Origin of the sequence: Variovorax paradoxus NBRC 15149 (assembly GCF_001591365.1) — a bacterium.
GTDB classification, from domain to species: Bacteria; Pseudomonadota; Gammaproteobacteria; order Burkholderiales; family Burkholderiaceae_C; genus Variovorax; species Variovorax paradoxus.
Window position 1 is genome coordinate 989,520 of the sequence record NZ_BCUT01000001.1, and the last position, 25,708, is coordinate 1,015,227.

Consider the following 25,708-nt stretch of genomic DNA (forward strand, 5'->3'; position numbering starts at 1 on the left):
AAACCCCAAAAAAAGGCGAATAATCACCAAATTGGTGCAATAAAAACTACCGCACCAATTCCGGGCCAAGCTTCGCATCATAGGCGTGCAGACCCTCGATCAGCTGCGCATAGGCGGCGTCCAGGCGGGTGGGGTCGCCTTTCACGCCAAGTTCGATGTGGCGGCCGTACTGCGGATGGTCGACGCTCGGCAGGCTGAACACCTTGATGCCGGGGTGCGCCGTCTCGATCGCGAGCATCAGCGGCGTGAGCGTTGCCTCCATCGCGCCGAACACGATGACCGACTTCTCGGCCGACTGGCCGCTGGTGAACAGGTGCGCATAGCGGCTGTCGAGCACCGACTCGATCATTGGCCAGGCCATGACCGGAAAGCCCGGCACGAAGTGGACGTGCTCGACGCTGAAGCCCGGGATCTTGTTGTAGGGGTTGCGGATAATCTCGGCGCCCTTCGGGAACACGCCCATGTTGAGGCGGTGAATGTTGTCGGGGCGGTCGGGTTCGTAGGCAATGCCCTGCTCGCGCGCGGTGTCCTGCATGCGCTCGCGGATCAGCAGTTCGGCCTCGGGATGCAGTTCCAGCGGCACCCGCAGGGCTTGCGCGGCGCACTGGCGCGTGTGGTCGTCCGGCGTGGCGCCGATGCCGCCGGTCGAGAAGACGATGTCGCCCGAAGCGAAGGCCCGGCCGAGCGCGGCGGTGATGCGCGTGGGCACGTCGCCGACGTATTCGGCCCAGCCGAGCTGCAGGCCGCGCGCGGCGAGCAGTGCGATGACCTTGGGCATGTGCTTGTCGGCGCGCTTGCCGGAAAGGATTTCGTCGCCGACGACGATCAGGCCGAATGCACGGGTCATGGGGATTTCCATTGGGAGAGAAGGGCCTGGTCGGTCTCGGCCGCGGGTGCGCCGCCGGGCGGACCGGAAGAAGCTGTGGCGGCCCCGCGTTGCGCGCGAAGCTGCGCCAGCGCGTCGAGGCAGTAGTGGCCGAACCAGAGCGCCGAAAACGCAAACACCAGCGTGTAGATCCAGATCGCGAGCGGCACCAGCACGAAGAAGGCGGCGGCAAACAGCAGGCCGGAGGCCCAGACGATGCTGGGCGCCGCGCCCAGGTAGCCGCACAGCACGCCGATGCACAGCAGCGGCAGCCGGTGCGCGCGCAGCAGTGCGGCGCGCTCCTCGGGGCTCGCGTGCTCGGCCAGCGCGTCGAAGCTCATCACGCGGTAGGTGAGCCAGCCCCAGATCAGCGGCGGCAAGATGAGCACCAGCGGCGGAATGAGCCAGAGCGGCATCGACACCACGAGCGCGAGCAGCGCCAGCAGCGTGAGGCCGAGCGAGCGCGCCACGCTGCCGAAGAAGGACGCGCCCTTCTTGCGTTCGAGCGCGGGAAAGCGGCGGTGCGCGACCAGCGCGGTGAGCGGGCCTGCCATGAGGCCGGCCACGATCAGCAGCGAAACCACCACGATCACCGGCGTGGCGGCAAACACCACCACCAGCGGCGCCAGCACGGCCGTGACGTCGCCCGAGAAGAGCCGTCCGATCCAGCCCCAGAAGCTCGACAGCAGCGGCCAGGCGTCGAGCGCGTCGCGGGTCCAGGCGACGGTCGCGTCCCAGTAGAAATAGCCGAAGCCTGCAGCCAGCAGCACCATCAGGCCCAGCGGCAGCAGCGACAGCACGATCACGCGCGGCAGCATGCAGTAGGCGACCGCGCGCCAGAAGGAATCGAGGAGCAGGCGCATTGGGTGCGAGGATAACCGGCCCGGTTCGGGCCCGGTGCTCAGCCGCGGCCAGCCATCCGCTTGAGCCCGAGCCATTGCTGGGCCCAGAAGCCGCGCCCGTAGTCGCGCACGCGGCCGTCCGCACCGGGCTCCACCTGGTCGCGGATGCCCGTGGGGTCGTAGCGCTCCTCGAAGTTCGCGGTGCGAAAGAGCATGTCCCACCACGGCAGCAGGACGCCGAAGTTGCACCCGCCCAGCGTGTGGGCGCCGCGCGATTCGTGGCCCAGCCCGATGCTGTGGTGCAGCCGGTGGAAGCGCGGACTGATCCACAGCCGCTCGCCGATGGCGCCGAAAGCCAGCCTCAGGTTGGCATGCTGCAGGCTTTCGCTGAGCTGCGTGAATGCCACGAACGCAATGAACTGCCCCGGCGCCACGCCAATGAGCTGCGCGACGATGACGATGAGCGTGTCGTGGATGATGTCGTCGAGCAGGTGGTTGCGGTCGTCGCTCCACATCGTCATCTGGCGCTGCGAATGGTGCAGCGAATGCAGGCCCCACCACCACCTGAACTGGTGCTGGCCGCGGTGGATCCAGTAGCCCACGAAGTCGAGCACCACGAGATAGATCGCAAAGGCCACCCACGGCACATCGGTCACGCCGGGCCAGACCTCGTCGAGGTGGAAGGTGCCCCAGCCCGCAGTGCGCAAAAAGCCGATGCCCTCGTCGAAGAACGGCTCGAGCGTGAAGAACATCGCGAGCCGGAACAGGCCCAGCCGATGGATCAGCGTATAGAGCACGTCGATGCGGATCGCGCGGCGGTCGGTGACCGGCTCGACGGCGCGCCAGCGCTGCAGCGGCCCGATGACCGCGAGCAGCACCACGACCTGGATCAGCCCGACCAGCAGCCAGCCGGTGGCGTCGAAGGCGTCCTCGGTCCAGCCGCCCAGGCCCACGGCAAACACCAGCGGCTGGACCAGTGTCTCGAAGAACCAGCCCTGCAGCGCGGAAAAAGCGTCCGTCAACCGATCGATCACGGCAGCAGCCTCAGGGGTGGGACGCGATCCATGCGCGGTACTGCGGATGCTGGCGCAGCGTCTCGAAGCAGAAGCCCTTGGCCTTGAGGCCGGCGATCAGCGGTTCGAGGTTGGCCGGCGCCCACGGATCCTTGCGCGACCAGATGCCCAGGTGCGCGAGCAGGATGTCGCCGGGGCGGATGCTCTCCAGCGCCTGCGAAAGAAGCTTTTCGTTGCTGAACTTCTCGCTCGGCAGCTCGTCCCCGAGGAAGCCGGCCGGCGACCAGCCCACGTGCTCGAAGCCGCAGGCCTTGGCCGCCGCCAGCAGCCGGGGCGAGGTCTTGCCGCCCGGTGCGCGGAACAGCGGCAGCGGCTTCTTGCCGGTGATGAGGGCCAGCCGCTCGGAGGCCTTGCTGACGTTGGCGCAGTATTCGGCCGCGCTCCAGGTGAACTCGCGCCCCGCCAATGCGCCCGCCGAAGGCTTGATGCGGAAGCTCGGCGCCACGCCCTTGAGGTCGCCGCGCCAGTACGCGTGGTCGTAGGTGTGGGAGGCGAATTCGTTGCCTTCGGCCGCCCTCGCCTTCCACCACGGCGCCCACTGGCTGTCGAGGCTGTCGCCGCCGGTCAGCGTGGGCTCGGCGGCAGCAAAGAAGGTGACGCGGACGTTCTGCCGCTTGAGCACATCGGCCACCAGCGGGGCCACGCCCATGTGGCCGGTGTCCAGGGTCAGGTAGACCGGCTTCTCGCAGGGCGCGCCCTGCTGGGCCCAGGCAACCGGCACCGCCGCCAGGGCGATTGCCAGCAGGGCTGCGGCCCGGCTGCTGCGGCTAGATGCGCTTGCCATGGTCCAGCGTCCAGACGCCGTGCGGCGAACGGCCGACGTTCACCTGGCGCACGAGCTTGTTGTTCACCAGGTCCACCACGCTGAGCTTCTTGGCCCAGCGCGAGGTGACATACAGCGTCTTGCCGTCGGCCGAAACGTCCATGCAGTCGGGCCCGCCCGGCACCGGGTAGACGGCGCCGACCTTCAGCGTCGCCAGGTCGATCCGGCTGATGGTGTTGGCCACCCGGTTGCTCACGAACACGCTCTTGCCGTCGCCAGCCGAGCGGAAGGCATGGGCGCCCTTGCCGGTCGGGATCTTGCCGACCAGCTTGGGCTCGGCACCGGCCACGTCGAACACCTGCACGCCGTCGCTGCCGGTCAGGCCCACGAGCAGGGTCTTGTCGTTGTGGACGCCGAAGATGTCGGCCGGCATGGCGCCGGTGGCCACGCGCCAGCGGATGGTCTGCGTGGGCAGGTCGATGGCGATCAGCTCGTCGCTGTCCTGCATGGTCACGTAGGCGATGGTGCTGGTGTTGTCGATCCAGATGTGGCTGGGCGTCTTGCCCGACGCGATGCGCTTGGCCAGCTTCAGGTCCTTGCCGTCCCAGCGGTAGATGTCGACGTGGTTCAGGCGGTTGCCCGCGGTGACGAACCACTTCATGTCGCGCGAGAACTGCAGCTGGTAGGGATCGATGATGCCGTAGACCACGCGCTGCACCTCGGCCGTCCTGGGGTTCAGGAAAGTGAGCGAATCGCCCGCCGAATTGGCCACGATGACCGACTTTTCGTCGGGCGTCATGTAGAGGTGGTGCGGCTCCTTGCCGGTGGCGATGCGCTGCTTTTCGGTCCAGTCGACTGGACTGATCACGCTGACGCTGGCGTCCAGCGAATTGAGCACGAAGATCGGCGGGGCTTCGGGCGGTGCGGCGGCGGCGGCTTGCGCCAGCCAGACCGCGAGGCATGAGAACAGGAAGGCCGAAAAGCGGCCATTCGGTCGGGCAGGAAATCGCAAGGGAAAGGTTCCGAGAGAGAGCTGGGAATCTTAACGGCCGCGCCTTAGGACTGGCTGACCGGGAAGACGCGCTTTCTGCCCTTATTTCGGCGTTTTCGGCGGCTTGGCGGGTGCCCGCAGCGCCGCGACCTGCTCGGCCGTGAGCCAGCGCCACTGGCCGGCCGCCAGGTCGCCCGGCAGCGCCAGGTCGCCGATGCGGGAGCGGTGCAGCCCCTCGACCCGGTTGCCGACCGCCGCCAGCATGCGCTTGACCTGGTGGTACTTGCCCTCGGTCAGCGTCAGCCGCAGGTGCAGCGGGCTGTCGGATTCGCAGGCCGCCGCGCGCACCGGCTTCGGGTCGTCGTCGAGCACTACCCCGGCCAGCAGCTTCTCGATCTGGGCCGCGTCCACCGGGTGCTTGGCCGTGACTTCGTAGACCTTGGGCACATGGTGCTTGGGCGAACCCATCTTGTGGATGAACTGGCCGTCGTCCGTCATAAGCAGCAGCCCGGTGGTGTCCTGGTCGAGCCGGCCGATGGCCTGCACGCCCTGCACCGCGCCCTTGTTGGGCCGAAGCCGCAGCGGCGACGGCAGCAGCGTGTAGATGCTCGGGTAGGTCGAGGGCTTCTGCGAGCACTCGGTGCCCGCGGGCTTGTGCAGCATCAGGTAGGCCTTCTCGTGGTAGGCCCATTCGGTGCCCTGCACGGTGAACAGCAGGTCTTCGGGATCGAGGTCGGCAAAGGGGTCGGTCACGGCCGCGCCGGCAATGCTCACGTGGCCTTGCTGGACCAGGCCCGCACACACGCGGCGGGTGCCGAAGCCCTGGGAATAGAGGATGTCTTGCAGGTGCATGAAAAATGAAAAAACGGCCGTACCGACAGGGGCACGACCGCCTTCGAGTGTGCCGCAGGTTCAGTAGCCTGCCGCGAGGCCCGTGTTGCGGCGCGGGTCGTTCGCGCCGTAGAAACGGTTGGCACCCACCGGCTTGCCGCCCAGCGAAGGCGCGCCGACGATGATCGCCGCCAGATGGTTGGCCGGCTGCGGCACGCCCAGGTTGTGGCCCATGTCGGTCAGGATCTTGCGGGTGTCAGGGCTCAGGGCGAAGGTTTCGACGTTGGTCACGTCGGGCAGCCACTGCTGGTGGAAGCGCGGCGCGTCGACGGCTTCCTGCACGTTCATGCCGTAGTCGACCACGTTCAGGATGGTGTGCAGCACCGCCGTGATGATGCGGCTGCCGCCGGGCGTGCCGACCACGAACACCGGCTTGCCATCCTTGGAGACGATGGTCGGGCTCATCGAGCTCAGCGGGCGCTTGCCCGGGGCGATGGCATTGGCCTCGCCCTGCACCAGGCCGTACATGTTGGGCACGCCGACCTTGGCGGTGAAGTCGTCCATCTCGTTGTTCAGCAGCACGCCGGTCTTGTCGGCCGTGACCTTGGCGCCGAACCAGTCGTTCAGCGTGTAGGTGACCGACACCGCGTTGCCCTGCTGGTCGGTGATCGAATAGTGCGTTGTGTTGCTGCCTTCGTGCGGCGCGACGCCGGGCTTGATGTCCTTGGAGACGCCGGCCTTCTTGGGGTCGATGGCGGCGCGGATCTTCTCGGCGTAGCCCTTGTCGAGCAGGCGCTCGAGCGGGTTCTTCACGAAGTCGGGGTCGCCCAGGTAGCTGTTGCGGTCCACGTAGGCATGGCGCATGGCCTCGATCTGGTAGTGCACCGCCTCGGCCGAGCGAAAGCCCAGGTCCTTGAGCGGATAGCCTTCGAGGATGTTGAGCATCTCGCAGATGATCACGCCGCCCGAGCTCGGCGGCGGCGCCGACACCACGCGATAGCCGCGGTAGTCGCACTCGACCGGTGCGAGCTCGCGCGTCTTGTACTGGTCGAGGTCGGCCTGCGTGATGATGCCCTTGCCGGCCTGGCTCGATGCCACGATCGCCTGCCCGACCCAGCCCTTGTAGAACCCGTCGACGCCCTTGGCGCTCACGGCGCGCAGCGTCTTGGCGAGGTCCTTCTGCACCAGCTTCTGGCCGACTGCGAAGGGCTCGCCCTTGTTCAGGAAGATGGCGCCGGAAACCGGGTCCTTCTTGAAGTCGTTGGTGGAGGTGTGCAGCATGTCGATGTCGCCCTGCTCCAGCGCAAAGCCCTTCTCGGCCAGCTGGATCGAGGGAGCGATCAGATCGGCCCGCTTCATGGTGCCGTATTTCTCGCGCGCGTATTCCATGCCCGAGACCGTGCCCGGCACGCCGACGGCCAGGTGGCCGTTGGTGCTCAAGCCCTTGATGACGTTGCCGTCCTTGTCGAGGTACATGTTGGCGGTGGCGGCCAGCGGGGCCTTCTCGCGGAAGTCGAGGAACGTCTTGCGGCCATCGGCCAGCTGCACGGTCATGAAGCCGCCGCCGCCCAGGTTGCCGGCCGCCGGATAGACCACCGCCAGCGCATAGCCCACGGCCACCGCCGCATCGACCGCGTTGCCGCCGCGCCGGAGCACGTCGACGCCGACCTTGGTGGCCAGGTGCTGCGCGCTCACGACCATGCCGTGCTCGGCCGCGACCGGCGCCTGCGACGCGGCATTCGAGGCGCTTGCGCCCGCGAGCAGGAGCGCAGCCGCCACGGCGGTGCGCAAGTTCGGAGTCCAGTGGAGGTTCTGCATGGGTGAATTTCCTCTTTTGAGTTCGATGGGAACGGTAACGGTCACGCGACGAGCAGCGCCTTGCGCCGCAAGGCGGCCAGGCCAAGCACCACCTGCTGCCGTGCGAATTCCTTCAGGACCGATGGATCGGTCAGCGGCTGGTCGTTCTGGATGAAGCGCAGGCGCCCGGCGCCCACTTCGTCCGCCAGGTGGTCGGCCAGCATGCCGTGCGAATGCGCGCCGTCGAGCAGCGGCAGCAGGCAGCGCTCGAGCGCTGAAAGCCCCACGAGTTCGTGCCACTGGTTGCAGGCGTTCGCCGCGCTCCCGGCCGACAGCGCCAGGCCGGGCGCACTGCGCACCGACGGCAGCGCCCGCGGCAAGGCAGAGACCTCCGCGGCGGCGTGCACGGGCGCGCGCCGCACGCGCACAGCGCCGAGGATCACCAGTTCCTCGAGCATCGACAACACCACGGGCTCGACCGACGAACGCGGCTCGCCCAGCAGCGCGAGTACCGCGGCCACCAGCCCCTCGAACGGCACGCTGGCGGGGTAGCGCGCATCGAGCACCTGCGCCAGGGCCTTGTGCACCGGCAGCCGCAGCGTCACCGTCAGGTTGCGCAGCGCATTGCATGGCTGCTCGCGCACATCGAGCGTGAGCGCGCTGCCGTCTGCGGCGGCAAACACGCCGGCAAACTCGAAGCCGCGAATGCGGGCCGGGTCGAGCCGGTAGCGGATGTCCCCGGCGCGGCCCTGCTTCACCAGCAGCGTCTGGCGGAAGGTGCGGTTCACGAGGAAGTCGAGGTACTGCTCCATCAGGATCTGGCTGCCGCCGCACTCGCGCAGCAGCGGCTCGCGGACCTTCTCGCCGTAGTTCTGGACGAACATCGTCGACGGCTCGGCCTCTGCCAGGTAGCCGAGGCCATTCGCCTCGGCGCGCGCCGCGAATTCCTTGAAGTAGCACGGTGCGTTGCAGGGCTCGAGGAACTCGTGCAGCAGGTAGGAGCCGTTGGCCCCGCGCACGATCGGCATGGTTTCCTCGAGCGTCTTGCCGAGCACGCTGCCGGGACGCGCCGACTGCTCGAGGAATTCGAGCATGCCGCGCGCATAGGACAGCTTTTCCTCCGGCGTGTCGCGCGGGCCGCCGCGCAGGATCATCGCGTCGCGCACGATCTCCCTCGCCTTCCAGCCGGGGTAGACGTTGTAGCTGACATAGGCAACGCCATTGGGCGCCAGATTCTCCGAACACACGCGCAGGATCGCGTCCTGCACCGGGCCCGGCACCCAGCTGTAGACGCCGTGGCAGATGATGTAGTCGAACTGGCCGAACGATGCATCGATCTCCGCCAGATTGAACGCCCGCAGCTCCACATTCGACAGTCCGGCACGCGCGATGGCCTCGCGGCCCTGCTCGACCTGCACCGTCGACAGATCGAGTCCCAGGGCGCTGGCTTCGGGGTGGCGCGCCGCAAACGGAATCAGGTTGCCGCCGGCCGCGCAGCCGAGTTCCAGCACGCGCGCGGTCGACGGGGCCGGTGCCTCAAGGCCGAACAGAAAGGCAATGGCCTCCAGGTGCTCGACGGCAGTTTGCGGGAACGGGTGCGATTCGTAGGGCACCGCGTCGTAGTAGCTCGTGAGCGTGGAAGTCAGTGAATCGGGCACGGCGTCCTTTGGAATCGAGGCCGGCCGCAGCACCCTTTGCCAGGGAAACAGCGGCCATGGTGTGTCGGTTCCCGCTGACTATAGCCTCGCGCCGGGCAAAAAAAAGCCAACCGGTCGAAGGTTGGCTTTTTGCGGTGGATGGTGGAGCTGGGGGGATTTGAACCCCCGTCCGCAAGCCTTCATCGCGCAGTTCTACATGTTTAGTGATCTGATTTGAGTCTCGCTTCCGGAGTCGCGCAGTCACACGCTAAACCGGACGCCAGCACCCTATTTTCTCACCCCGACCCAAGGTACCCGGATCGAAGCCAGCCCATGTAATTATCCTTGCAGCCGGGAGGTCAGGATTGCTCCAGACCCCCTTGCCCAGCCCATCGGCCAACTGTTGCAAGGCTCACTGGCAATTAAGCAGCGAGTGCGAAACGTTCGTCGTTTGCAGTTAGTTTGTTTGAATCTGTTTTACGAGCGCATTCAGCTCGACATGCCCCGCTGCGACTCCGAACCCACGTCGAAACCAGTGCAGCCCCAAGCACAGCATTTTAGGCCGGGTTGAGGAATTGCAAGAGCTCCAGGGGCGAAGTAATTGCGGCATCGGCCTCCCAGAGCGTGGCGTCCGCCTGGGGCCCCATGTAACCATAGGTAGCCGCAATGGTTCGCATGCCTGCGGCCCGGCCCGCGATGATGTCGCGTTCGTCGTCTCCCACGTAGATGCAGGCGCTGGACGGAATTCCAAGCCGGCGTGCCGCTTCATGCAGGGGCTCGGGGTGCGGCTTGGAGAACGGCGTGGTGTCGCCGCTCACGATGGCGCCCGCGCTGCCGAAAAGCGGAATGGCGTGCGTCAGCGGATCGGTGAAGCGCGCCGACTTGTTGGTGACGACGCCCCAGGCCAGGCCGCGCGCGCGGATGGCTTCGATGAGCGGCTGCACCCCGTCGAACACCTGCGTGTTGAGCAGCATGCGGTTTTCGTAGGCAACGAAGAACTCTTCCCTCAACGCAGGAAATTCCGGCGACTCGGGCGTGATGCCGAAAGCCACGCCGAGCATGCCCCGGGCGCCGGCTCCCGCCATGAACCGGTAGCGCTCCAGCGGGTACGACTCGAGCCCGCGATCCGTGCGCATCTTGTCGGCCGCGGCGCCGAGATCGGGCGCGCTGTCTATCAGCGTGCCGTCCAGATCGAACAGCACGGCCTGGATTGCCGTGGCCGTCACGTCTGCGAGCCCGGCAAGGCCGGCTTCTGCGTGGCGAACATGTAGTTGACGCTGGTGTCGGCGCTGAGCCAGTAACGCCGCGTCAGCGGGTTGTGTTCCATGCCGCGCGTATGCCGCAGGTCGAGGCCTGCCGCGCGGCAGTGGGCCGCCAGTTCGCTAGGGCGCAGCAGCTTCGCGTATTCGTGCGTGCCCCGGGGCAGCATGCCCAGGACGTATTCGGCGCCGACGATCGCAAGCATGAACGACTTCAGGTTGCGGTTGATGGTGGAAAAGAACACCCAGCCGCCCGGCTTGACGAGCGTGGCACAGGCCTGGACGATCGAAGCGGGCTCGGGTACGTGCTCCAGCATTTCCATGCAGGTGACGACGTCGAAACTGCCGGGCTGCTCCGCAGCCAGCGCCTCGGCGCTGACTTCCCGGTACTTGACGCCCTGGGTGCCGGCTTCGAGCGCATGCAGGCGCGCCACCTTGAGCGCCTTGCTCGCCAGGTCGATGCCGAGCACGTCCGCGCCCTTTCGGGCCATCGAATCGGCCAGAACGCCGCCGCCGCAACCGATATCGAGCACCCGGCGCTGCGAAATCGGCGCAATACCGTCAATCCATTCCAGTCGCAATGGATTGATTTCATGGAGCGGGCGGAATTCGCTGTCCAAATCCCACCAGCGGTGGGCAAGCTCCGAAAACTTGGCGAGTTCCGCCGGGTCGGCATTCACATGATCTGTCATGCCGTGATTATGAAACGGAGAATGCGCCGTCGGACATCGAGGCGCACTTGACACCGGCCGGATGGAATTCGGCAGGCATAAAAAAACCCCGCCGAGGCGGGGTTTTCTTTTAGCGATTCAATCGAATCACTTGGTGGCGCGGGTGCCAACCACTTCGATTTCCACGCGACGGTTCTTGGCGCGGCCTTCCTTGGTGCGGTTGTCCGCAACAGGCTGCTTCTCGCCCTTGCCTTCGGTGTAGACGCGGTTGCGTTCGATGCCCTTCGAGACCAGGAAGGCCTTGACGGCTTCGGCGCGGCGCACCGACAGACGCTGGTTGTAGGCGTCCGAACCGATCGAGTCGGTGTGGCCCACGGCGATGATCACTTCGAGGTTGACGTCGCGGATCTTCGAAACCAGGTCGGTCAGCTTGGCGCGACCTTCAGGCTTGAGAACCGACTTGTCGAAGTCGAAGAATGCGTCGGCAGCGAAGGTGACCTTCGAGGCAGCCACGGCCGGCGGTGCGACAGCGGCAGGCGGCGTCACAGCGGCAGGAGGCGTCGCGGCGGGAGCCGGAACCAGAGCACCGTCGCAACCGGCGGCGGCAGTAGCCGGCGTCCAGTTGGCATCACGCCAGCACAGTTCGTTCGTGCCGTTCTTCCAAACCAGTTCGCCGGTGCCGTTTTGCCAGTTGTCGATCGTAGGACCGCCGTCCGCAGCGGTGACACGGGTCTGCGCGCCGGCGGCAGTGGCGAGCGCAGCGACTGCAAACATCATCGCCACTTTATTCAGTTTCTTCATGGTTCTCCTCTTGGGGAAAAAGCCGCAGCCGCGCTGCGAATCAAGGACGCTTTAAGTGACCACCACCCAAAACGTTGAGGCGATTGTGCCATAGGGTCTTTGGCAAACAGGCCGCTGGACACCCCGGAAGCGTAGGACGGAGGCGGAATAGCGGCCTTGTGTTGCGGCGGTGCGACACCCCTCACAGCGTAAAATTTCGCCTTCCTGCCGCCAGCCTCTTGCTCAATGACCTCCTTCGCCAAAGAAACCCTGCCCATCAGTCTCGAAGAGGAAATGCGCAGCAGCTATCTCGATTACGCCATGAGCGTGATCGTGGGCCGGGCGCTTCCCGATGCGCGCGACGGCCTCAAGCCCGTGCACCGGCGCGTGCTGTATGCCATGCACGAGCTCAACAACGACTGGAACCGGGCGTACAAGAAGTCCGCCCGCATCGTGGGCGACGTGATCGGCAAGTACCACCCGCACGGCGACCAGTCGGTCTACGACACCATCGTGCGGCTGGCGCAGGACTTTTCCATGCGCCATATGCTGGTCGACGGCCAAGGCAACTTCGGGTCGGTCGACGGCGACAACGCGGCTGCAATGCGGTATACGGAAATCCGCCTCGCCAAAATTGCGCACGAAATGCTGGCCGATATCGACAAGGAAACTGTCGATTTCCAGGACAATTACGACGGCTCCGAAAAAGAACCAAAGGTCCTTCCGAGCAAACTGCCGAATTTGCTGGTGAATGGTTCCGGCGGTATTGCGGTGGGCATGGCCACCAATATTCCGCCGCACAATCTCAATGAGGTGGTGGACGCCTGCCTGCATCTGCTGCGCAATCCGCAGGCCACCATCGACGAGCTGATGGAAATCGTGCCGGCGCCTGACTTCCCCACCGCCGGCATCATCTACGGCATCAATGGCGTGCGCGACGGCTACCGCACCGGCCGCGGCAAGGTCGTGATGCGCGCCAAGTGCCACTTCGAGGACATCGACCGCGGCCAGCGCCAGGCGATCATCGTCGACGAGCTCCCCTACCAGGTCAACAAGAAGACGCTGCAGGAGCGCATGGCCGAGCTGGTGCACGAAAAGAAGATCGAAGGCATCAGCCACATCCAGGACGAGTCCGACAAGTCGGGCATGCGCCTGGTGATCGAGCTCAAGCGCGGCGAAGTGCCCGAGGTGGTGCTCAACAACCTGTACAAGCAAACCCAGCTGCAGGACACCTTCGGCATCAACATGGTGGCACTGGTCGACGGCCAGCCCAAGCTGTGCAACCTGAAGGACCTGATCGAGGTCTTCCTGCAGCACCGCCGCGAAGTGGTCACGCGCCGCACCGTCTTCACGCTGCGCAAGGCGCGCGAACGCGGCCACGTGCTCGAAGGCCTGGCGGTGGCCCTGGCCAACATCGACGAATTCATCCGCATCATCCGCGAGTCGCCCACTCCGCCGGTCGCCAAGGCCGAGCTCATGACCCGCAGCTGGGACAGCAAGCTGGTGCGCGAGATGCTGACGCGCTCGCGCGCAGACGGCGGCGTGGTCAATGCCGACGACTACCGCCCCGAGGGCCTGGAGCGCGAGTTCGGCATGGGCTCGGACGGCCTCTACCGCCTGTCGGAAACCCAGGCCCAGGAAATCCTGCAGATGCGCCTGCAGCGCCTGACCGGCCTCGAGCAGGACAAGATCGTTGCCGAGTACAAGGAGGTCATGGCCGAGATCGACGACCTGCTCGACATCCTGGCCAAGCCGGAGCGCGTCTCGGTCATCATTGGCGAGGAACTCGGCACCATCAAGCAGGAGTTCGGCCAGTCCAAGCTCGGCGCGCGCCGCAGCCTGGTGGAGCACAGCGCCTACGACCTCTCGACCGAAGACCTGATCACGCCCACCGACATGGTGGTCACGCTTTCGCACAGCGGCTACATCAAGAGCCAGCCGCTGAACGAATACCGCGCGCAAAAGCGCGGCGGGCGCGGCAAGCAGGCCACCGTCACCAAGGAAGACGACTGGATCGACCAGCTCTTCATCGCCAACACGCACGACTACATCCTGTGCTTCTCCAACCGCGGCCGGCTGTACTGGCTCAAGGTGTGGGAAGTGCCGGCGGGCTCGCGCGGCTCGCGCGGGCGCCCCATCGTCAACATGTTCCCGCTGCAGGAAGGCGAGAAGATCAACGTGGCGCTCGCGCTGACCGGCGAGAAGCGCAACTTCCCGGCCGACCAGTACGTGTTCATGGCCACCTCCATGGGCACGGTCAAGAAGACCACGCTCGACGAATTCAGCAACCCGCGCAAGGGCGGCATCATCGCCGTGAACCTCGACGAGGGCGACTACCTCATCGGCGCGGCACTGACCGACGGCAAGCACGACGTGATGCTGTTCAGCGACGGCGGCAAGGCCGTGCGCTTCGACGAGGAAGACGTGCGACCGCTCGGCCGCAATGCACGCGGCGTGCGCGGCATGTCGCTCGATCCGGGACAGGGCGTGATCGCCATGCTGGTGGCCGAGGACGAGCAGCAAAGCGTGCTCACCGCCACCGAAAATGGTTACGGAAAGCGCACAAGCATTACCGAGTACACGCGCCATGGCCGCGGAACCAAAGGCATGATTGCGATTCAACAGAGTGAGCGCAACGGCAAGGTCGTTGCCGCCACCCTCGTGCATGCGGACGATGAGATCATGCTCATCACCGACAAGGGCGTGCTCGTGCGCACCCGGGTAGCCGAGATTCGTGAACTGGGTCGCGCAACGCAAGGCGTTACGCTGATCGGGCTCGACGAAGGCGCCAAACTCAGCGGGCTACAACGTATCGTCGAAAACGACGCCAACGGCGAGAGTGAGCCTGGCGCAGACGATACTTCCTCATCTTCAACGGAGAATCCTCAGTGAAAAAATTCAAGCTCGCACTTCTGACCGTCGCCCTGGCCGGCAGCTCCATGGCCGCCATGGCGCAGGACAAGGCTGCGCTCATCAAGCAATTCATCGACGTGCAGCGCCCCGGCATCGAATCGCTGGCCCGCGGCCTGGTCGAGCAATCGAGCGCCCCCATCGCGCAAGCCGGCTCGCAATACCTGCAGACGCAAGTGCCCGAAGCCAAGCGCGAATCGGCCGCCAAGGCTGCCGACGCCGAACTCAAGAAGTACTTCGACGAGGCCTACCCGATCGTGCGCGACAAGGCCGTGCAACTGGCCCCCGGCGCCCTGACCCCGCTGCTCGAGCAGAACTTCAGCGAAGAAGAACTCAAGCAGCTGCTGGCCTGGATCAACTCGCCGCTCAGCAAGAAGTACCAGGACCTCAATCCGAAGATGCAGACCGCGCTGACCGAAAAGCTCGTGAACGACACGCGCGCCACCATCGAGCCGAAGATGCGCGCGCTGGACGAGAACGTGGCCAAGGCATTGGGTGCACCGACCGGCGGCTCGCAGCAAGGCGCCGCCCCCGCCAAGGCACCGGCCAAGGCTCCCGCCAAGAAGTGACGTGACCCAGCAGCAGCACCAGCCGGCCGGCACGCGCCCGTACAACTTTTCCGCCGGCCCGGCCGCCATGCCGGAGGCGGTGCTGCAACGCGCCGCCGCCGAAATGCTCGACTGGCAGGGCAGCGGAATGAGCGTGATGGAAATGAGCCATCGCGGCAAGGAATTCGGCGCGATCTGCACCCAGGCCGAAGCCGACATCCGCACGCTGCTGGCCGTGCCGGAGCACTTCCACATCCTCTTCATGCAGGGTGGCGGCCTCGGCGAAAATGCCATCGTGCCGATGAACCTGTCGCGCGGCACCGCCGCCGACTTCGTCATCACCGGCAGCTGGAGCATCAAGTCGCAGAAGGAAGCGCAGCGCTACTGCACGGCGAACATCGCCGCGAGCAACGCCGGCGACCATCACACGCGGCTGCCCGACCCTTCGACCTGGCAGCTCAGCAAGAACGCCTCGTACGTGCACCTGTGCACCAACGAAACCATCAACGGCATCGAGTTCCAGCAGCTACCCGACCTCGCGGCCCTTGGCAGCGATGCGCCGCTGGTCATCGACTTTTCGTCGCACGTGGCCTCGCGCAGCGTCGACTGGCGCCGTGTCGGCCTTGCCTTCGGCGGCGCCCAGAAGAACCTCGGACCGGCCGGGCTCACCCTGGTGATCGTGCGCGACGACCTGCTCGGGCATGCACTCGAGATCTGCCCGAGCGCGTTCAACTACAAGATCGTGGCCGACAACAAGTCCATGTACAACACCCCGCCGACCTGGGGCATCTACATGGCGGGGCTGACGTTCCAGTGGCTGCTGCAGCAGACCGAAGGCACGCTCACCGGGGTGGCCGCCATGGAGCAGCGCAACATCGCCAAGGCCAGGCTGCTGTACGACTTCATCGACGCCTCCCCGTTCTACGTCAACAAGATCGACCCGGGTTGCCGTTCGCGCATGAACGTGCCGTTCTTCCTGGCGGACGAGAGCCGCAACGACGCCTTCCTGGCCGGTGCGCGCGAGGCCGGCCTGCTGCAGCTCAAGGGCCACAAGTCGGTCGGCGGGATGCGCGCGAGCATCTACAACGCCATGCCGCTGGAAGGCGTACAGGCACTTGTGAGCTACATGCGAGAATTCGAGCGATCGCATGCCTAGGCGCATGCCCAGCTGCTCGCACCGATGACCGCCTCCGCTCCAACACCGCCCTCCTCTCCCGACAACTCCGAAAGCCTTGCCGATCTGCGCGTGCAGATCGACTCGCTCGACCAGCAACTGCTCGGCCTGCTCAATGAGCGGGCCCACGTGGCAGAGCTGGTGGGCGAGGTCAAGAAGCGCGAAGGCACCCCGTATTTCCGCCCCGACCGCGTGGCCCAGGTCATCGAGAAGATGCAAAAGAGCAATGCGGGCCCGCTCAAGGACCTGCATGTGGCCGCCATCTGGCGCGAAATCATGTCGGCCTGCCTGGCGCTCGAATCGCCGCAGCGCGTCGCCGTGCTCGGTCCCGAGGGCACCTTCTGCGAGCAGGCGGCCATCGAATACTTCGGCGGCGCGGCCGACCTGATCTACTGCGCCAGCTTCGACGAGGTGTTCCACGCCACGGCGGCCGGCAGCGCCCAGTACGGCGTGGTGGGCGTCGAAAACTCGACCGAGGGCGTGGTCACGCGCTCGCTCGACCTGTTCCTGCATTCGCCGACCCACGTGGTGGGCGAAGTCAGCCTGCTGGTGCGCCACCATCTGCTGCGCAGCAGCAACTCGCTCGATGGCGTCGAGGCCGTGCTGGCCCACCCGCAGGCGCTGGCGCAGTGCCAGACCTGGCTGTCGAAGCACCTGCCCAATGCCGAGCGGCGTGCCGTTTCGAGCAACGCCGAAGGCGCGCGGCTCGCGGCCACCAACCCGGCCTGGGCCGCGCTGGCCGGCGAACGCGCCGCCACCCGCTTCGGCCTGCACATCGTGGCGCATGCAATCCAGGACGATTCGTACAACCGCACGCGCTTCTCCGTGATCTGCCTGCCGCAGACGCTGGCCATGCCGCCGGCCTCGGGACGCGACTGCACGAGCCTGATCGTCTCCGTGCCCAACCGTCCCGGCGCCGTGCACGACCTGCTGGTGCCGCTGAAGGTCAACAATGTGTCCATGACCCGGTTCGAGTCGCGCCCGGCGCGCACCGGCCAGTGGGAGTACTACTTCTACATCGACCTGGACGGCCATCCCTCGCAGCCCAACGTGGCTGCCGCGCTGGCCGAACTGCGCGGCCTCTGCGCGTTCTACAAGGTGCTGGGCGCCTATCCCGTCAAAGCCTGAGCCGGACAAGCACCATGTTCGAGCAATTGGGATTGATCGGCTGCGGCCTCATGGGCGGCTCCTTTGCGCTCGCGCTCAAGCGCGCGAAGCTCGTGAAACGCGTGGTCGGCTACAGCAAGTCGCCTTCCACCACCGAGCGGGCGCGCCAGCTCGGCGTGATCGACGTGGCGGCGCCTTCCGCGCTGCTGGCGGTCTCGGGCTCCGACCTCGTGCTGCTGGCGGTGCCGGTGGCGGCCTCGGAAGCCACCTTCAAGGCCATCCGCCATGGCATTTCGAGCGACACGCTGGTGATGGACGTGGGCTCGACCAAGGGCGACGTGATCGAAGCCGCGCGCAACGGCCTGCAGGACCAGTTCGCCCACTTCGTTCCGGCCCACCCGATCGCCGGCAAGGAGGTGTCGGGCATCGAGCATGCCGATGCTTCGCTCTACGCCGGCCGCAAGGTCGTGCTGACGCCCGTCAAGGCCACGCTGCGCTCGAACGTGCAGCGCGCCTCGCAGATCTGGAGCGGCATCGGCGCCCACGTCGTCACCATGACGCACGAGGAGCACGACAGCGCCTTCGCGGCCGTGAGCCACCTGCCGCACCTGCTGGCCTTTGCCTATCTCAACGCGCTGATCGCGCAGCCGCAGGGCGACGATTTCCTGCGCCTTGCAGGGCCAGGGTTCCGCGATTTTTCGCGCATTGCGGCCAGCGATCCGGTCATGTGGCGCGACGTGCTGCTCGCCAACCGCGAGCAGGTGCTGCTGCAATCGCAGGCCTTGCGCAAGTCGCTCTGCGATCTGGAGGCGCTGATCACGGCCGGCGATGCCCAGGCGCTCGAGCACTCGATCGCCGCCGCCAGCAAGGCCCGCGCCGCCTGGCAGCCCAACACCGACGCGCCCCAGGACTCCTGACATGTTCTCGACGGCATTCCTCGACATTCCTGCGCTGGCCGGGGCATCGGGCACCGTGCGGCTGCCGGGCTCCAAGAGCATTTCGAACCGCGTGCTGCTGCTGGCCGCGCTGGCGAGCGGAACCACCACGGTCCACGACCTGCTCGATTCCGACGACACCCGCGTGATGCTGGATGCGCTGCGCGCGCTCGGCTGCGGCATCGATGCGGCCGGCAGCACGCTGCGCATCACCGGCATCGGCGGCCAGCTGAAGCCAGGCGGGCCGATGCTGCCGCTTTTCCTCGGCAACGCCGGCACCGCGATGCGTCCGCTGACCGCCGCGCTGTCGCTGCTCGGCGGCGAATTCGAATTGAGCGGCGTGCCGCGCATGCACGAGCGGCCGATCGGCGACCTGGTCGATGCGCTGACCCAGCTCGGCTGCCGCATCGACTACCTGGGCAACCCCGGCTACCCGCCGCTGCGCATCCGCCCGGTCGATCACGGCGCGCTGGTGCTGGATGCGCCGATCCGCGTGCGCGGCGATGTCTCGAGCCAGTTCCTGACCGCGCTGCTCCTCGCGCTGCCTCTCGCCGCCCGCAAGGACATCGTGATCGAGGTAGTCGGCGAGCTGATCTCCAAGCCCTACATCGAGATCACGCTCAACCTGCTGGCGCGCTTCGGCATTGCCGTGCAGCGCGAGGGCTGGGAGCGCTTCACCATCCCCGCGGGCAGCCGCTACAGCTCGCCGGGCGACATCCACGTCGAGGCCGACGCTTCCTCTGCCAGCTATTTCATCGCGCTCGGCGCCATTGCCACGGGTGCTTCCGGCCAGGACAGCATCCGGATCGAAGGCGTGGGCGCCGATTCGATCCAGGGCGACATCCGCTTCATCGAGGCGGCGCGGCAAATGGGCGCGCAGGTCGACAGCGGGCCGAACTGGCTCGACGTGCGCCGCGGCGCCTGGCCGCTCAAGGCCATCGACCTGGACGCCAACCACATCCCCGATGCCGCGATGACGCTGGCCGTGATGGCGCTCTATGCCGACGGCCCCAGCACCCTGCGCAACATCGCCAGCTGGCGGGTCAAGGAAACCGACCGCATCGACGCCATGGCCAACGAACTCCGGAAGCTCGGCGCCACTGTCGACTCCGGCCCCGATTTCATCCGGGTCCATCCGCTGGAGCGCCCGGGCTGGCAGGCGGCAAGCATCCGCACCTACGACGACCACCGCGTGGCCATGTGCTTTTCGCTCGCGGCCTTCAATCCGGCGGGCTTGCCGGTGCGCATCCTGGAGCCGCACTGCGTCGCCAAGACCTTCCCGGACTATTTCGAGACGCTGTTCTCGGTGGCCCAGGCGCCCGAGGTGCCGGTGATCTGCATCGACGGCCCCACCGCCTCGGGCAAGGGCACGCTTGCGGCCGAGGTGGCGCGCCTGCTGGGCTACCACTACCTGGATTCGGGTTCGCTCTACCGCGTGACCGGCCTGGCCATGCGGCGCGCCGGGCTCAGCGCCGAGCCGCAGCACGAGGCGCAGATCGCCGCCCTGGCGGCCGCCCTGCCGCTGCATTTCACCGAAGGCAAGGTGCTGCTGGCCGGCGAGGACGTGAGCGACGAGATCCGCACCGAAGCCGCCGGCATGGACGCCTCCCGCGTCTCCACGCTTCCCGCGGTGCGCGCAGCGCTCCTGGCCCTGCAGCAGCGCTTTCGGCAGCTCCCGGGCCTGGTCGCCGACGGCCGCGACATGGGCACCGTGATCTTCCCCGACGCGGCGCTCAAGGTCTTTCTCACGGCCAGCGCCGCCCAGAGGGCCGAACGCCGGCATAAGCAGTTGATTTCAAAGGGTATTTCAACTACACTTGACAGCCTTCGCTCCGACTTGGAAGCGCGCGACGCCAGGGACTCGTCCCGCAGCGTCGCTCCGCTCAAGCCGGCGCAGGATGCCCGCCACCTCGACAACTCCCAGCTGTCCATCGAGCAATCGATCGACCAGGTGCTGAACTGGTGGCAGGAAAAGCAGCCGTTCAAGCCCGCTTGAACGGTTTGAAGTACAGCCTTTCAGGTCCGCCTGAAAGGCTCGCGCCAACCGGATTCCGGGGCAGCGCATACCGCTCCAGCAGGCTCTTCTCGCGCGACAGCGCACCGGCCTGCTGGTTGTTCAACCAACCGGGCACCTGCCCACAAAACCGCCGTCTCCAGATCCACAGCAGCCGCACGCAATTTCGCATGAGCGCCTGCCAACCCTGCCTGACGGAAGGAACCATAAATGTCTGAATCTTTTGCCGACCTATTCGAAGAGTCCCTGAAGCGTTCCGAAATGCGCACCGGCGAGGTCATCACGGCCGAAGTCGTGCGCGTCGAACACAACCACGTGGTGGTCAACGCCGGCCTCAAGTCCGAAGCGTATGTGCCGATCGAGGAGTTCAAGAACGACAAGGGCGAGCTCGAAGTCCAGGCCGGCGATTTCGTTTCCGTTGCCATCGGCAGCGTTGAAAACGGCTACGGCGACACCATCCTCTCGCGCGACACCGCCAAGCGCCTCGCTTCGTGGCTCGCCCTGGAGAAGGCCCTGGAATCGGGCGACTTCGTCACCGGCACCACCAGCGGCAAGGTCAAGGGCGGCCTCACGGTGCTCGTCAACGGCATCCGCGCCTTCCTGCCGGGCTCGCTGATCGACACCCGTCCGATCAAGGACCTGACCCCGTACGAGAACAAGACCCTCGAATTCAAGGTCATCAAGCTCGACCGCAAGCGCAACAACGTCGTGCTGTCGCGCCGTGCCGTGGTCGAAGCCAGCATGGGCGAAGAGCGCGCCAAGCTGATGGAAACCCTGAAGGAAGGCGCAGTCGTGCGCGGCGTGGTCAAGAACATCACCGAATACGGTGCGTTCGTGGACCTCGGCGGCATCGACGGCCTGCTGCACATCACCGACATGGCATGGCGCCGTGTCCGCCACCCGAGCGAAGTCGTTCAGGCCGGCCAGGAAATCACCGCCAAGATCCTCAAGTTCGACACCGAGAAGAACCGTGTCTCGCTGGGTCTGAAGCAAATGGGCGACGATCCCTGGATGGGCGTTTCGCGCCGCTACCCGCAATCGACCCGCCTGTTCGGCAAGGTCACGAACATTGCCGACTACGGCGCGTTCGTCGAACTCGAACCCGGCATCGAAGGCCTGGTGCACGTCTCCGAAATGGACTGGACCAACAAGAACATCGCTCCGAACAAGATCGTCTCGCTGGGCGACGAAGTCGAAGTCATGGTCCTCGAAATCGACGAAGACAAGCGCCGCATCAGCCTGGGCATGAAGCAGTGCAAGGCCAACCCGTGGCAAGAGTTCGCGCAGAACACCAAGCGCGGCGACCGCGTCAAGGGCCCGATCAAGTCGATCACCGACTTCGGCGTGTTCGTGGGCCTGGCTGCCGGCATCGACGGCCTGGTGCACCTGTCGGACCTCTCGTGGAACGAAGCCGGCGAAACCGCCGTTCGCAACTACAAGAAGGGCCAGGAAGTCGAAGCGATCGTGCTGGCCGTCGACGTCGACCGCGAGCGCATCAGCCTGGGCATCAAGCAGCTCGACAGCGACCCGTTCACCACCTTCACCACGGTGAACGACAAGGGCCAGATCGTGACCGGCAAGGTCAAGACGGTTGACGCCCGCGGCGCCGAGATCGACCTCGGCGAAGACATCATCGGCTACCTGCGTGCTTCGGAAATCTCGCGCGACCGCGTCGAAGATGCCCGCAACGTGCTGAAGGAAGGCGACGAAGTCACCGCCATCGTCGTGAACGTGGATCGCAAGACCCGCAACATCCAGCTGTCCATCAAGCAGAAGGACATGGTCGACGAACAAGGCGCCATGGCCAACCTGAGCCAGCAGTCGGCACGCGAAAACGCGGGCACGACGAGCCTGGGCGCCCTGCTGCGCGCCAAGCTCGACAACAACGACAGCAAGTAAGCTGCCCCCGAAGACAGAGCAGGCCCTGGGGCCGCTCTGTCTTTTTTTTCGTCCACGTTTTTGTTTGGCCTATGACCCGCTCTGACCTCGTCGAAGAACTCGCAGCGCGCTTCGCGCAGCTGACGCACCGCGATGCCGAATACGCCGTCAAGACCATCCTGGACGCGATGAGCGACGCGCTGGTGCGCGGGCACCGCATCGAGATCCGCGGCTTCGGCAGCTTCTCGGTCACCCGGCGTCCGCCGCGCATCGGCCGCAACCCGCGTTCGGGCGAGAGCGTTCAGATCCCCGAAAAGCGGGTGCCTCATTTCAAGCCGGGCAAGGCATTGCGCGAGGCCGTCGACGCCAAGACCGCCGAGCTCGACGCCAAGGGCCGCAAGGCCTGATCGCATGGATGCAAACGTAGAATGCTCCCGGCAACGGGAACGGCTATGAAATACCTCCTGTGGCTGCTCAAGGCAGCCATTTTTTTTACGCTTTTTGCTTTCGCGCTGAACAACCAGCACGACGCGACCGTCTATTTCTTCTTCGGCACGCATTGGCGCGCGCCCCTGGTGCTCGTCGTGCTCGCGGCTTTCGCCGGCGGCCTCGTGGTGGGTGCGCTCGGCATGCTGCCCGGATGGTGGAAGCACCGTGCGGCGGCGGCGCAGGTTCCGGCCGCGCGCGGCGACGAAGCCGCGGCGCCTGTGCCATCCACGCCTGCTCCGGCAGCGGCGCCGCCGTCCATTTCCGCCACCGACCTACCCACCGTACGCCAACATGGACTTTGATCCCAGCTGGCTGCTGATCAGCCTGCCCGTCGCCTTTGTGCTGGGCTGGCTCGCCTCGCGCTTCGACATCCGGCAGCTCAAGCTCGAGAACCGGCAAGCCCCCAAGGCGTATTTCCGCGGCCTCAACTTTCTTCTCAACGAACAGCAGGACCAGGCCATCGACGCCTTCATCGAGGCCGTGCAGAACGACCCCGACACGCAGGAGCTGCACTTCGCGCTCGGCAACCTGTTTCGCCGGCGCGGCGAATACCAGCGTGCGGTGCGCGTGCACGAGCATCTGCTGGGGCGCGGCGACCTGAGCCGCAGCGACCGCGAGCGCGCCCAGCACGCGCTGGCGCAGGATTTCCTGCGCGCCGGACTGCTCGACCGCGCCGAAGCCGCGCTGCAAAAACTCGAGGGCACGCGCTACGAGAACGAGGCGCGGCTGTCGCTCCTGGCCATCTACGAACGATCGCGCGAATGGGCCCAGGCCGCCGCCGTGGCACAGAAGCTCGACGAATCCGACCAGGCCAGCTACAGCACGCGCCGAGCCCACCACCTTTGCGAGCAGGCCTCCGAGCAGGTGGCGGCCGGCGACCTGGCCGCGGCCGGCCGGCTGCTCTCCGAAGCGGTGGCGCTGGCCCCGCAGGCGCCCCGCCCCGCCATCGACTCCGCCACGCTGCAACTGCGCAATGGCGACGGCGCCAAGGCCTTCGACACCCTCGTCGCGCTGAGCGACACCGCCCCGCTCGCCCTGCCGCTGTATGCCGCTGCGCTGCAACAGGCCGCGGTCGCCGCCCACCGCGAGGGCGAAGCACTCGCGCTGCTGCAGCGGCACTATGCCGATTCGCCATCGATCGACGTGCTCGAAGCGCTGATCGCGCTCGGCGGCTCGCCGACCAGCGCGATTCCGGCGGCCAACGGCCAGCCGCTCGCTCCGCGCGACGGCTACATCGCACACCTCGCCCAGCAGCCCTCGCTGGTGGCCGCCTCGCGCTGGCTGGCCGGCGAGCGCTTCGAGCACGAGCAGTTCCACCCGCAGGTGCAGCGCGCGCTCGACCAGGCCACCCGGCCGCTGATGCGCTACCGCTGCGCCGCATGCGGCTTCGAGGCGCACCAGCACTTCTGGCACTGCCCCGGTTGCCAGGCCTGGGACAGCTATCCGCCGCGGCGCGTCGAGGAGCTCTGAGCCACATTCCGAACACGTTTCGGAACAATGGTGAACGCGCTCTCCGCAGGGCGCGAGGCCGTCAACCCGCCCTACCCTGAACCGTTGAACGCGAGCCGGCACCTTCTGCCGGCGAACTGTCATCTCAACAAATCAGGGAGTTGAAAATCATGCTGAAGAAAATCCTGGCCGTGATGGCCATGCTGTTTGCGGCTGTCTCGTTCGCCGCGGTCGATGCCAACAAGGGCACGGCTGCCGATCTGGACGGCATCAAGGGCGTCGGCCCTGCCATGTCCAAGCGCATCCTCGACGCACGCAAGGAAGGCGAGTTCAAGGACTGGCCCGACTTCATGCAGCGCGTGAAGGGCGTGAAGGAAAAGAAGGCCGGGAAGCTGTCGGCCGAAGGGCTCACGGTCAACGGCAAGGCCTTCGGCGGCACCGCAGGCGAAGCAGTGGCCGCCAAGGCAGAAAAGCCCGCGAAGGCAGCCGCTGCCAAGCCGGCCAAGCCCTGATCGAAACGCCCCGGGGCCGGCGGGCCGATGCCGCGCTCGCGTCAGGCCCGCAACACAGTGAAAGCCGCCGCAAAGGCGGCTTTTTTGCGTGCGCCGCAGCGGCAAGGGAGGGCGCAGCGCCGCGCCGCGTGGCAGGGAAATGCCTCAGGAGTGGCCCGGAATTTGCACGTATGCTCGCACTCGTTTTCAATTTCATACGTTCCGGAGCGCTCATGAATCACAAGTTCGGCATTGCACTGGCTGGCCTCACCCTTGGCGCCGCAGCCTTCGCGCAAACCAAGTGGGACCTGCCCACCGCCTACCCGGCGACCAACTTCCACACCGAGAACATCACCCAGTTCGCCAACGATGTCGAAAAGGGCAGCGGCGGCAAGCTCAAGATCACCGTGCATGCCAACGCCTCGCTGTTCAAGGCGCCAGAAATCAAGCGCGCGGTGCAGGGCGGACAGGCGCAGCTCGGCGAGATCCTGCTGGTCAACTACCAGAACGAATGGCAGATGTTCGGCGCCGATGGCATTCCCTTCCTCGCCGACAGCTACGACGCCGCCTGGAAGCTCTATCAGGCGCAGAAGCCCGCGCTCGAAAAGAAGTTGGCCGAGCAAGGCATCGTGCTGCTCTACACGGTGGCCTGGCCGCCGCAGGGCATCTTCGTGAAGAAGGAAATCGCTTCGGCCGCCGACCTCAAGGGCGTGAAGTGGCGCGCCTACAGCCCCGCCACCGCGCGCATCGGCGAACTGGTCGGCGCACAGCCGGTCACGGTGCAGCAGGCCGAGCTCTCGCAGGCCATGGCCACGGGCGTGATCGAGTCGTACATGTCGTCCGGCTCCACCGGCTACGACACCAAGACCTACGAATACATCAAGAACTTCTACGACACGCAGGCTTGGCTGCCCAAGAACGCGGTGCTCATGAACAAGAAGGCCTTCGACGCGATCGACAAGCCCACGCAGGACGCCGTGCTCAAGGCCGCCGCCGATGCGGAGAAGCGCGGCTGGGAGCTCTCGAAGAAGAAGAACCTCGAGTACCTGGACCTGCTCAAGAAAAATGGCATGACCGTGCACGCGCCTTCCGCGGCCCTGAAGGCCGACATGAAGAAGGTCGGCGACACCATGCTCAAGGAATGGCTGGAAAAGGCCGGGCCCGAGGGCCAGGCGGTGGTCGACGCGTACAAGAAGATGTGACG

General features: G+C 66.3%; 24 protein-coding genes and 1 other RNA gene. 12 read left to right on the plus strand and 13 right to left on the minus strand.

What is annotated here, in order from left to right; all coding sequences use genetic code 11:
• Nucleotides 1-46: 46 nt before the first annotated feature.
• The 12 genes from VPA02S_RS04685 to ompA form a co-directional block, all read right to left on the minus strand.
• Nucleotides 47-847: a competence/damage-inducible protein A gene (locus VPA02S_RS04685; RefSeq protein ID WP_174545052.1), complete on the minus strand. Its 801-nt coding sequence runs from the start codon at nucleotides 845-847 to the stop codon at nucleotides 47-49.
• Nucleotides 844-1,728, minus strand: coding sequence for an EI24 domain-containing protein (locus VPA02S_RS04690; RefSeq protein WP_062362437.1), 885 nt, complete (start codon nucleotides 1,726-1,728; stop codon nucleotides 844-846). Before VPA02S_RS04690 ends, VPA02S_RS04685 begins: the two co-directional genes overlap by 4 nt.
• 38 nt (nucleotides 1,729-1,766) lie before the next feature.
• Nucleotides 1,767-2,741, minus strand: coding sequence for a sterol desaturase family protein (locus tag VPA02S_RS04695; protein WP_018903080.1), 975 nt, complete (start codon nucleotides 2,739-2,741; stop codon nucleotides 1,767-1,769).
• Nucleotides 2,742-2,751: 10 nt separating this feature from the next.
• Entirely contained in the window at nucleotides 2,752-3,564 is an 813-nt protein-coding gene (locus VPA02S_RS04700; RefSeq protein WP_062362440.1) for a polysaccharide deacetylase family protein, read from the minus strand.
• A complete protein-coding gene (locus tag VPA02S_RS04705; protein ID WP_012746770.1) occupies nucleotides 3,548-4,555 on the minus strand; it encodes a YncE family protein in 1,008 nt (335 codons plus the stop codon). Before VPA02S_RS04705 ends, VPA02S_RS04700 begins: the two co-directional genes overlap by 17 nt.
• A gap of 81 nt (nucleotides 4,556-4,636) precedes the next feature.
• Nucleotides 4,637-5,386, minus strand: a complete 750-nt coding sequence (locus VPA02S_RS04710; protein ID WP_062362443.1) for a pseudouridine synthase — start codon at nucleotides 5,384-5,386, stop codon at nucleotides 4,637-4,639.
• 60 nt (nucleotides 5,387-5,446) lie between these two features.
• On the minus strand, nucleotides 5,447-7,183 hold the full coding sequence (gene ggt, locus VPA02S_RS04715) for a gamma-glutamyltransferase (RefSeq protein ID WP_062362446.1): 1,737 nt from the start codon (nucleotides 7,181-7,183) through the stop codon (nucleotides 5,447-5,449).
• Nucleotides 7,184-7,224: 41 nt separating this feature from the next.
• Nucleotides 7,225-8,820: a class I SAM-dependent methyltransferase gene (locus VPA02S_RS04720; protein ID WP_244883378.1), complete on the minus strand. Its 1,596-nt coding sequence runs from the start codon at nucleotides 8,818-8,820 to the stop codon at nucleotides 7,225-7,227.
• 139 nt (nucleotides 8,821-8,959) lie between these two features.
• Nucleotides 8,960-9,344, minus strand: a transfer-messenger RNA (tmRNA) gene (gene ssrA / locus VPA02S_RS04725).
• Nucleotides 9,345-9,356: 12 nt separating this feature from the next.
• Nucleotides 9,357-10,025, minus strand: coding sequence for an HAD-IA family hydrolase (locus VPA02S_RS04730; protein ID WP_062362452.1), 669 nt, complete (start codon nucleotides 10,023-10,025; stop codon nucleotides 9,357-9,359).
• Nucleotides 10,022-10,750: a bifunctional 2-polyprenyl-6-hydroxyphenol methylase/3-demethylubiquinol 3-O-methyltransferase UbiG gene (gene ubiG, locus VPA02S_RS04735; RefSeq protein ID WP_062362455.1), complete on the minus strand. Its 729-nt coding sequence runs from the start codon at nucleotides 10,748-10,750 to the stop codon at nucleotides 10,022-10,024. The genes VPA02S_RS04730 and ubiG overlap by 4 nt, the downstream gene beginning before the upstream one ends.
• A gap of 126 nt (nucleotides 10,751-10,876) precedes the next feature.
• On the minus strand, nucleotides 10,877-11,530 hold the full coding sequence (gene ompA / locus VPA02S_RS04740; protein WP_012746764.1) for an outer membrane protein OmpA: 654 nt from the start codon (nucleotides 11,528-11,530) through the stop codon (nucleotides 10,877-10,879).
• A 225-nt stretch (nucleotides 11,531-11,755) separates the two neighbouring features.
• Between ompA and gyrA the strand changes: the two genes are divergently transcribed.
• The 6 genes from gyrA to VPA02S_RS04770 are packed head-to-tail and all read left to right on the plus strand — an operon-like array spanning nucleotide 11,756 to nucleotide 20,179.
• On the plus strand, nucleotides 11,756-14,401 hold the full coding sequence (gene gyrA / locus VPA02S_RS04745; protein ID WP_012746763.1) for a DNA gyrase subunit A: 2,646 nt from the start codon (nucleotides 11,756-11,758) through the stop codon (nucleotides 14,399-14,401).
• Nucleotides 14,398-14,988: a DUF2059 domain-containing protein gene (locus VPA02S_RS04750; protein WP_012746762.1), complete on the plus strand. Its 591-nt coding sequence runs from the start codon at nucleotides 14,398-14,400 to the stop codon at nucleotides 14,986-14,988. Before gyrA ends, VPA02S_RS04750 begins: the two co-directional genes overlap by 4 nt.
• A gap of 1 nt (nucleotide 14,989) precedes the next feature.
• Nucleotides 14,990-16,123, plus strand: a complete 1,134-nt coding sequence (gene serC, locus VPA02S_RS04755) for a 3-phosphoserine/phosphohydroxythreonine transaminase (protein ID WP_012746761.1) — start codon at nucleotides 14,990-14,992, stop codon at nucleotides 16,121-16,123.
• 24 nt (nucleotides 16,124-16,147) lie between these two features.
• On the plus strand, nucleotides 16,148-17,269 hold the full coding sequence (gene pheA, locus VPA02S_RS04760; protein WP_062362458.1) for a prephenate dehydratase: 1,122 nt from the start codon (nucleotides 16,148-16,150) through the stop codon (nucleotides 17,267-17,269).
• A gap of 14 nt (nucleotides 17,270-17,283) precedes the next feature.
• Nucleotides 17,284-18,165, plus strand: a complete 882-nt coding sequence (locus tag VPA02S_RS04765) for a prephenate dehydrogenase (RefSeq protein ID WP_062362462.1) — start codon at nucleotides 17,284-17,286, stop codon at nucleotides 18,163-18,165.
• Nucleotide 18,166: 1 nt separating this feature from the next.
• Complete coding sequence (locus VPA02S_RS04770) at nucleotides 18,167-20,179, plus strand: bifunctional 3-phosphoshikimate 1-carboxyvinyltransferase/cytidylate kinase (protein ID WP_027729745.1); 2,013 nt, start codon at nucleotides 18,167-18,169, stop codon at nucleotides 20,177-20,179.
• Here VPA02S_RS04770 and VPA02S_RS31680 read toward each other — a convergent pair.
• Complete coding sequence (locus VPA02S_RS31680; protein WP_155736558.1) at nucleotides 20,166-20,405, minus strand: hypothetical protein; 240 nt, start codon at nucleotides 20,403-20,405, stop codon at nucleotides 20,166-20,168. The two genes, VPA02S_RS04770 and VPA02S_RS31680, sit on opposite strands and share 14 nt — an antisense overlap.
• Nucleotides 20,406-20,407: 2 nt before the next feature.
• On the opposite strand from VPA02S_RS31680, the gene rpsA reads away from it, so the two are divergent.
• The 6 genes from rpsA to VPA02S_RS04800 all read left to right on the plus strand — a co-directional run bounded on the left by rpsA (nucleotide 20,408) and on the right by VPA02S_RS04800 (nucleotide 25,706).
• Nucleotides 20,408-22,096, plus strand: coding sequence for a 30S ribosomal protein S1 (gene rpsA, locus VPA02S_RS04775; RefSeq protein WP_012746757.1), 1,689 nt, complete (start codon nucleotides 20,408-20,410; stop codon nucleotides 22,094-22,096).
• 71 nt (nucleotides 22,097-22,167) lie between these two features.
• Nucleotides 22,168-22,482: an integration host factor subunit beta gene (locus VPA02S_RS04780; RefSeq protein ID WP_012746756.1), complete on the plus strand. Its 315-nt coding sequence runs from the start codon at nucleotides 22,168-22,170 to the stop codon at nucleotides 22,480-22,482.
• A 45-nt stretch (nucleotides 22,483-22,527) separates the two neighbouring features.
• Nucleotides 22,528-22,866, plus strand: coding sequence for a LapA family protein (locus tag VPA02S_RS04785; RefSeq protein ID WP_062362464.1), 339 nt, complete (start codon nucleotides 22,528-22,530; stop codon nucleotides 22,864-22,866).
• Nucleotides 22,856-24,034 (plus strand): lipopolysaccharide assembly protein LapB, encoded by a 1,179-nt coding sequence (lapB, locus tag VPA02S_RS04790; protein ID WP_012746754.1) that lies wholly within the window; start codon nucleotides 22,856-22,858, stop codon nucleotides 24,032-24,034. Before VPA02S_RS04785 ends, lapB begins: the two co-directional genes overlap by 11 nt.
• 149 nt (nucleotides 24,035-24,183) lie before the next feature.
• Complete coding sequence (locus VPA02S_RS04795; RefSeq protein ID WP_012746753.1) at nucleotides 24,184-24,525, plus strand: ComEA family DNA-binding protein; 342 nt, start codon at nucleotides 24,184-24,186, stop codon at nucleotides 24,523-24,525.
• A gap of 212 nt (nucleotides 24,526-24,737) precedes the next feature.
• On the plus strand, nucleotides 24,738-25,706 hold the full coding sequence (locus tag VPA02S_RS04800) for a TRAP transporter substrate-binding protein (RefSeq protein ID WP_012746752.1): 969 nt from the start codon (nucleotides 24,738-24,740) through the stop codon (nucleotides 25,704-25,706).
• Nucleotides 25,707-25,708 lie beyond the last annotated feature (2 nt).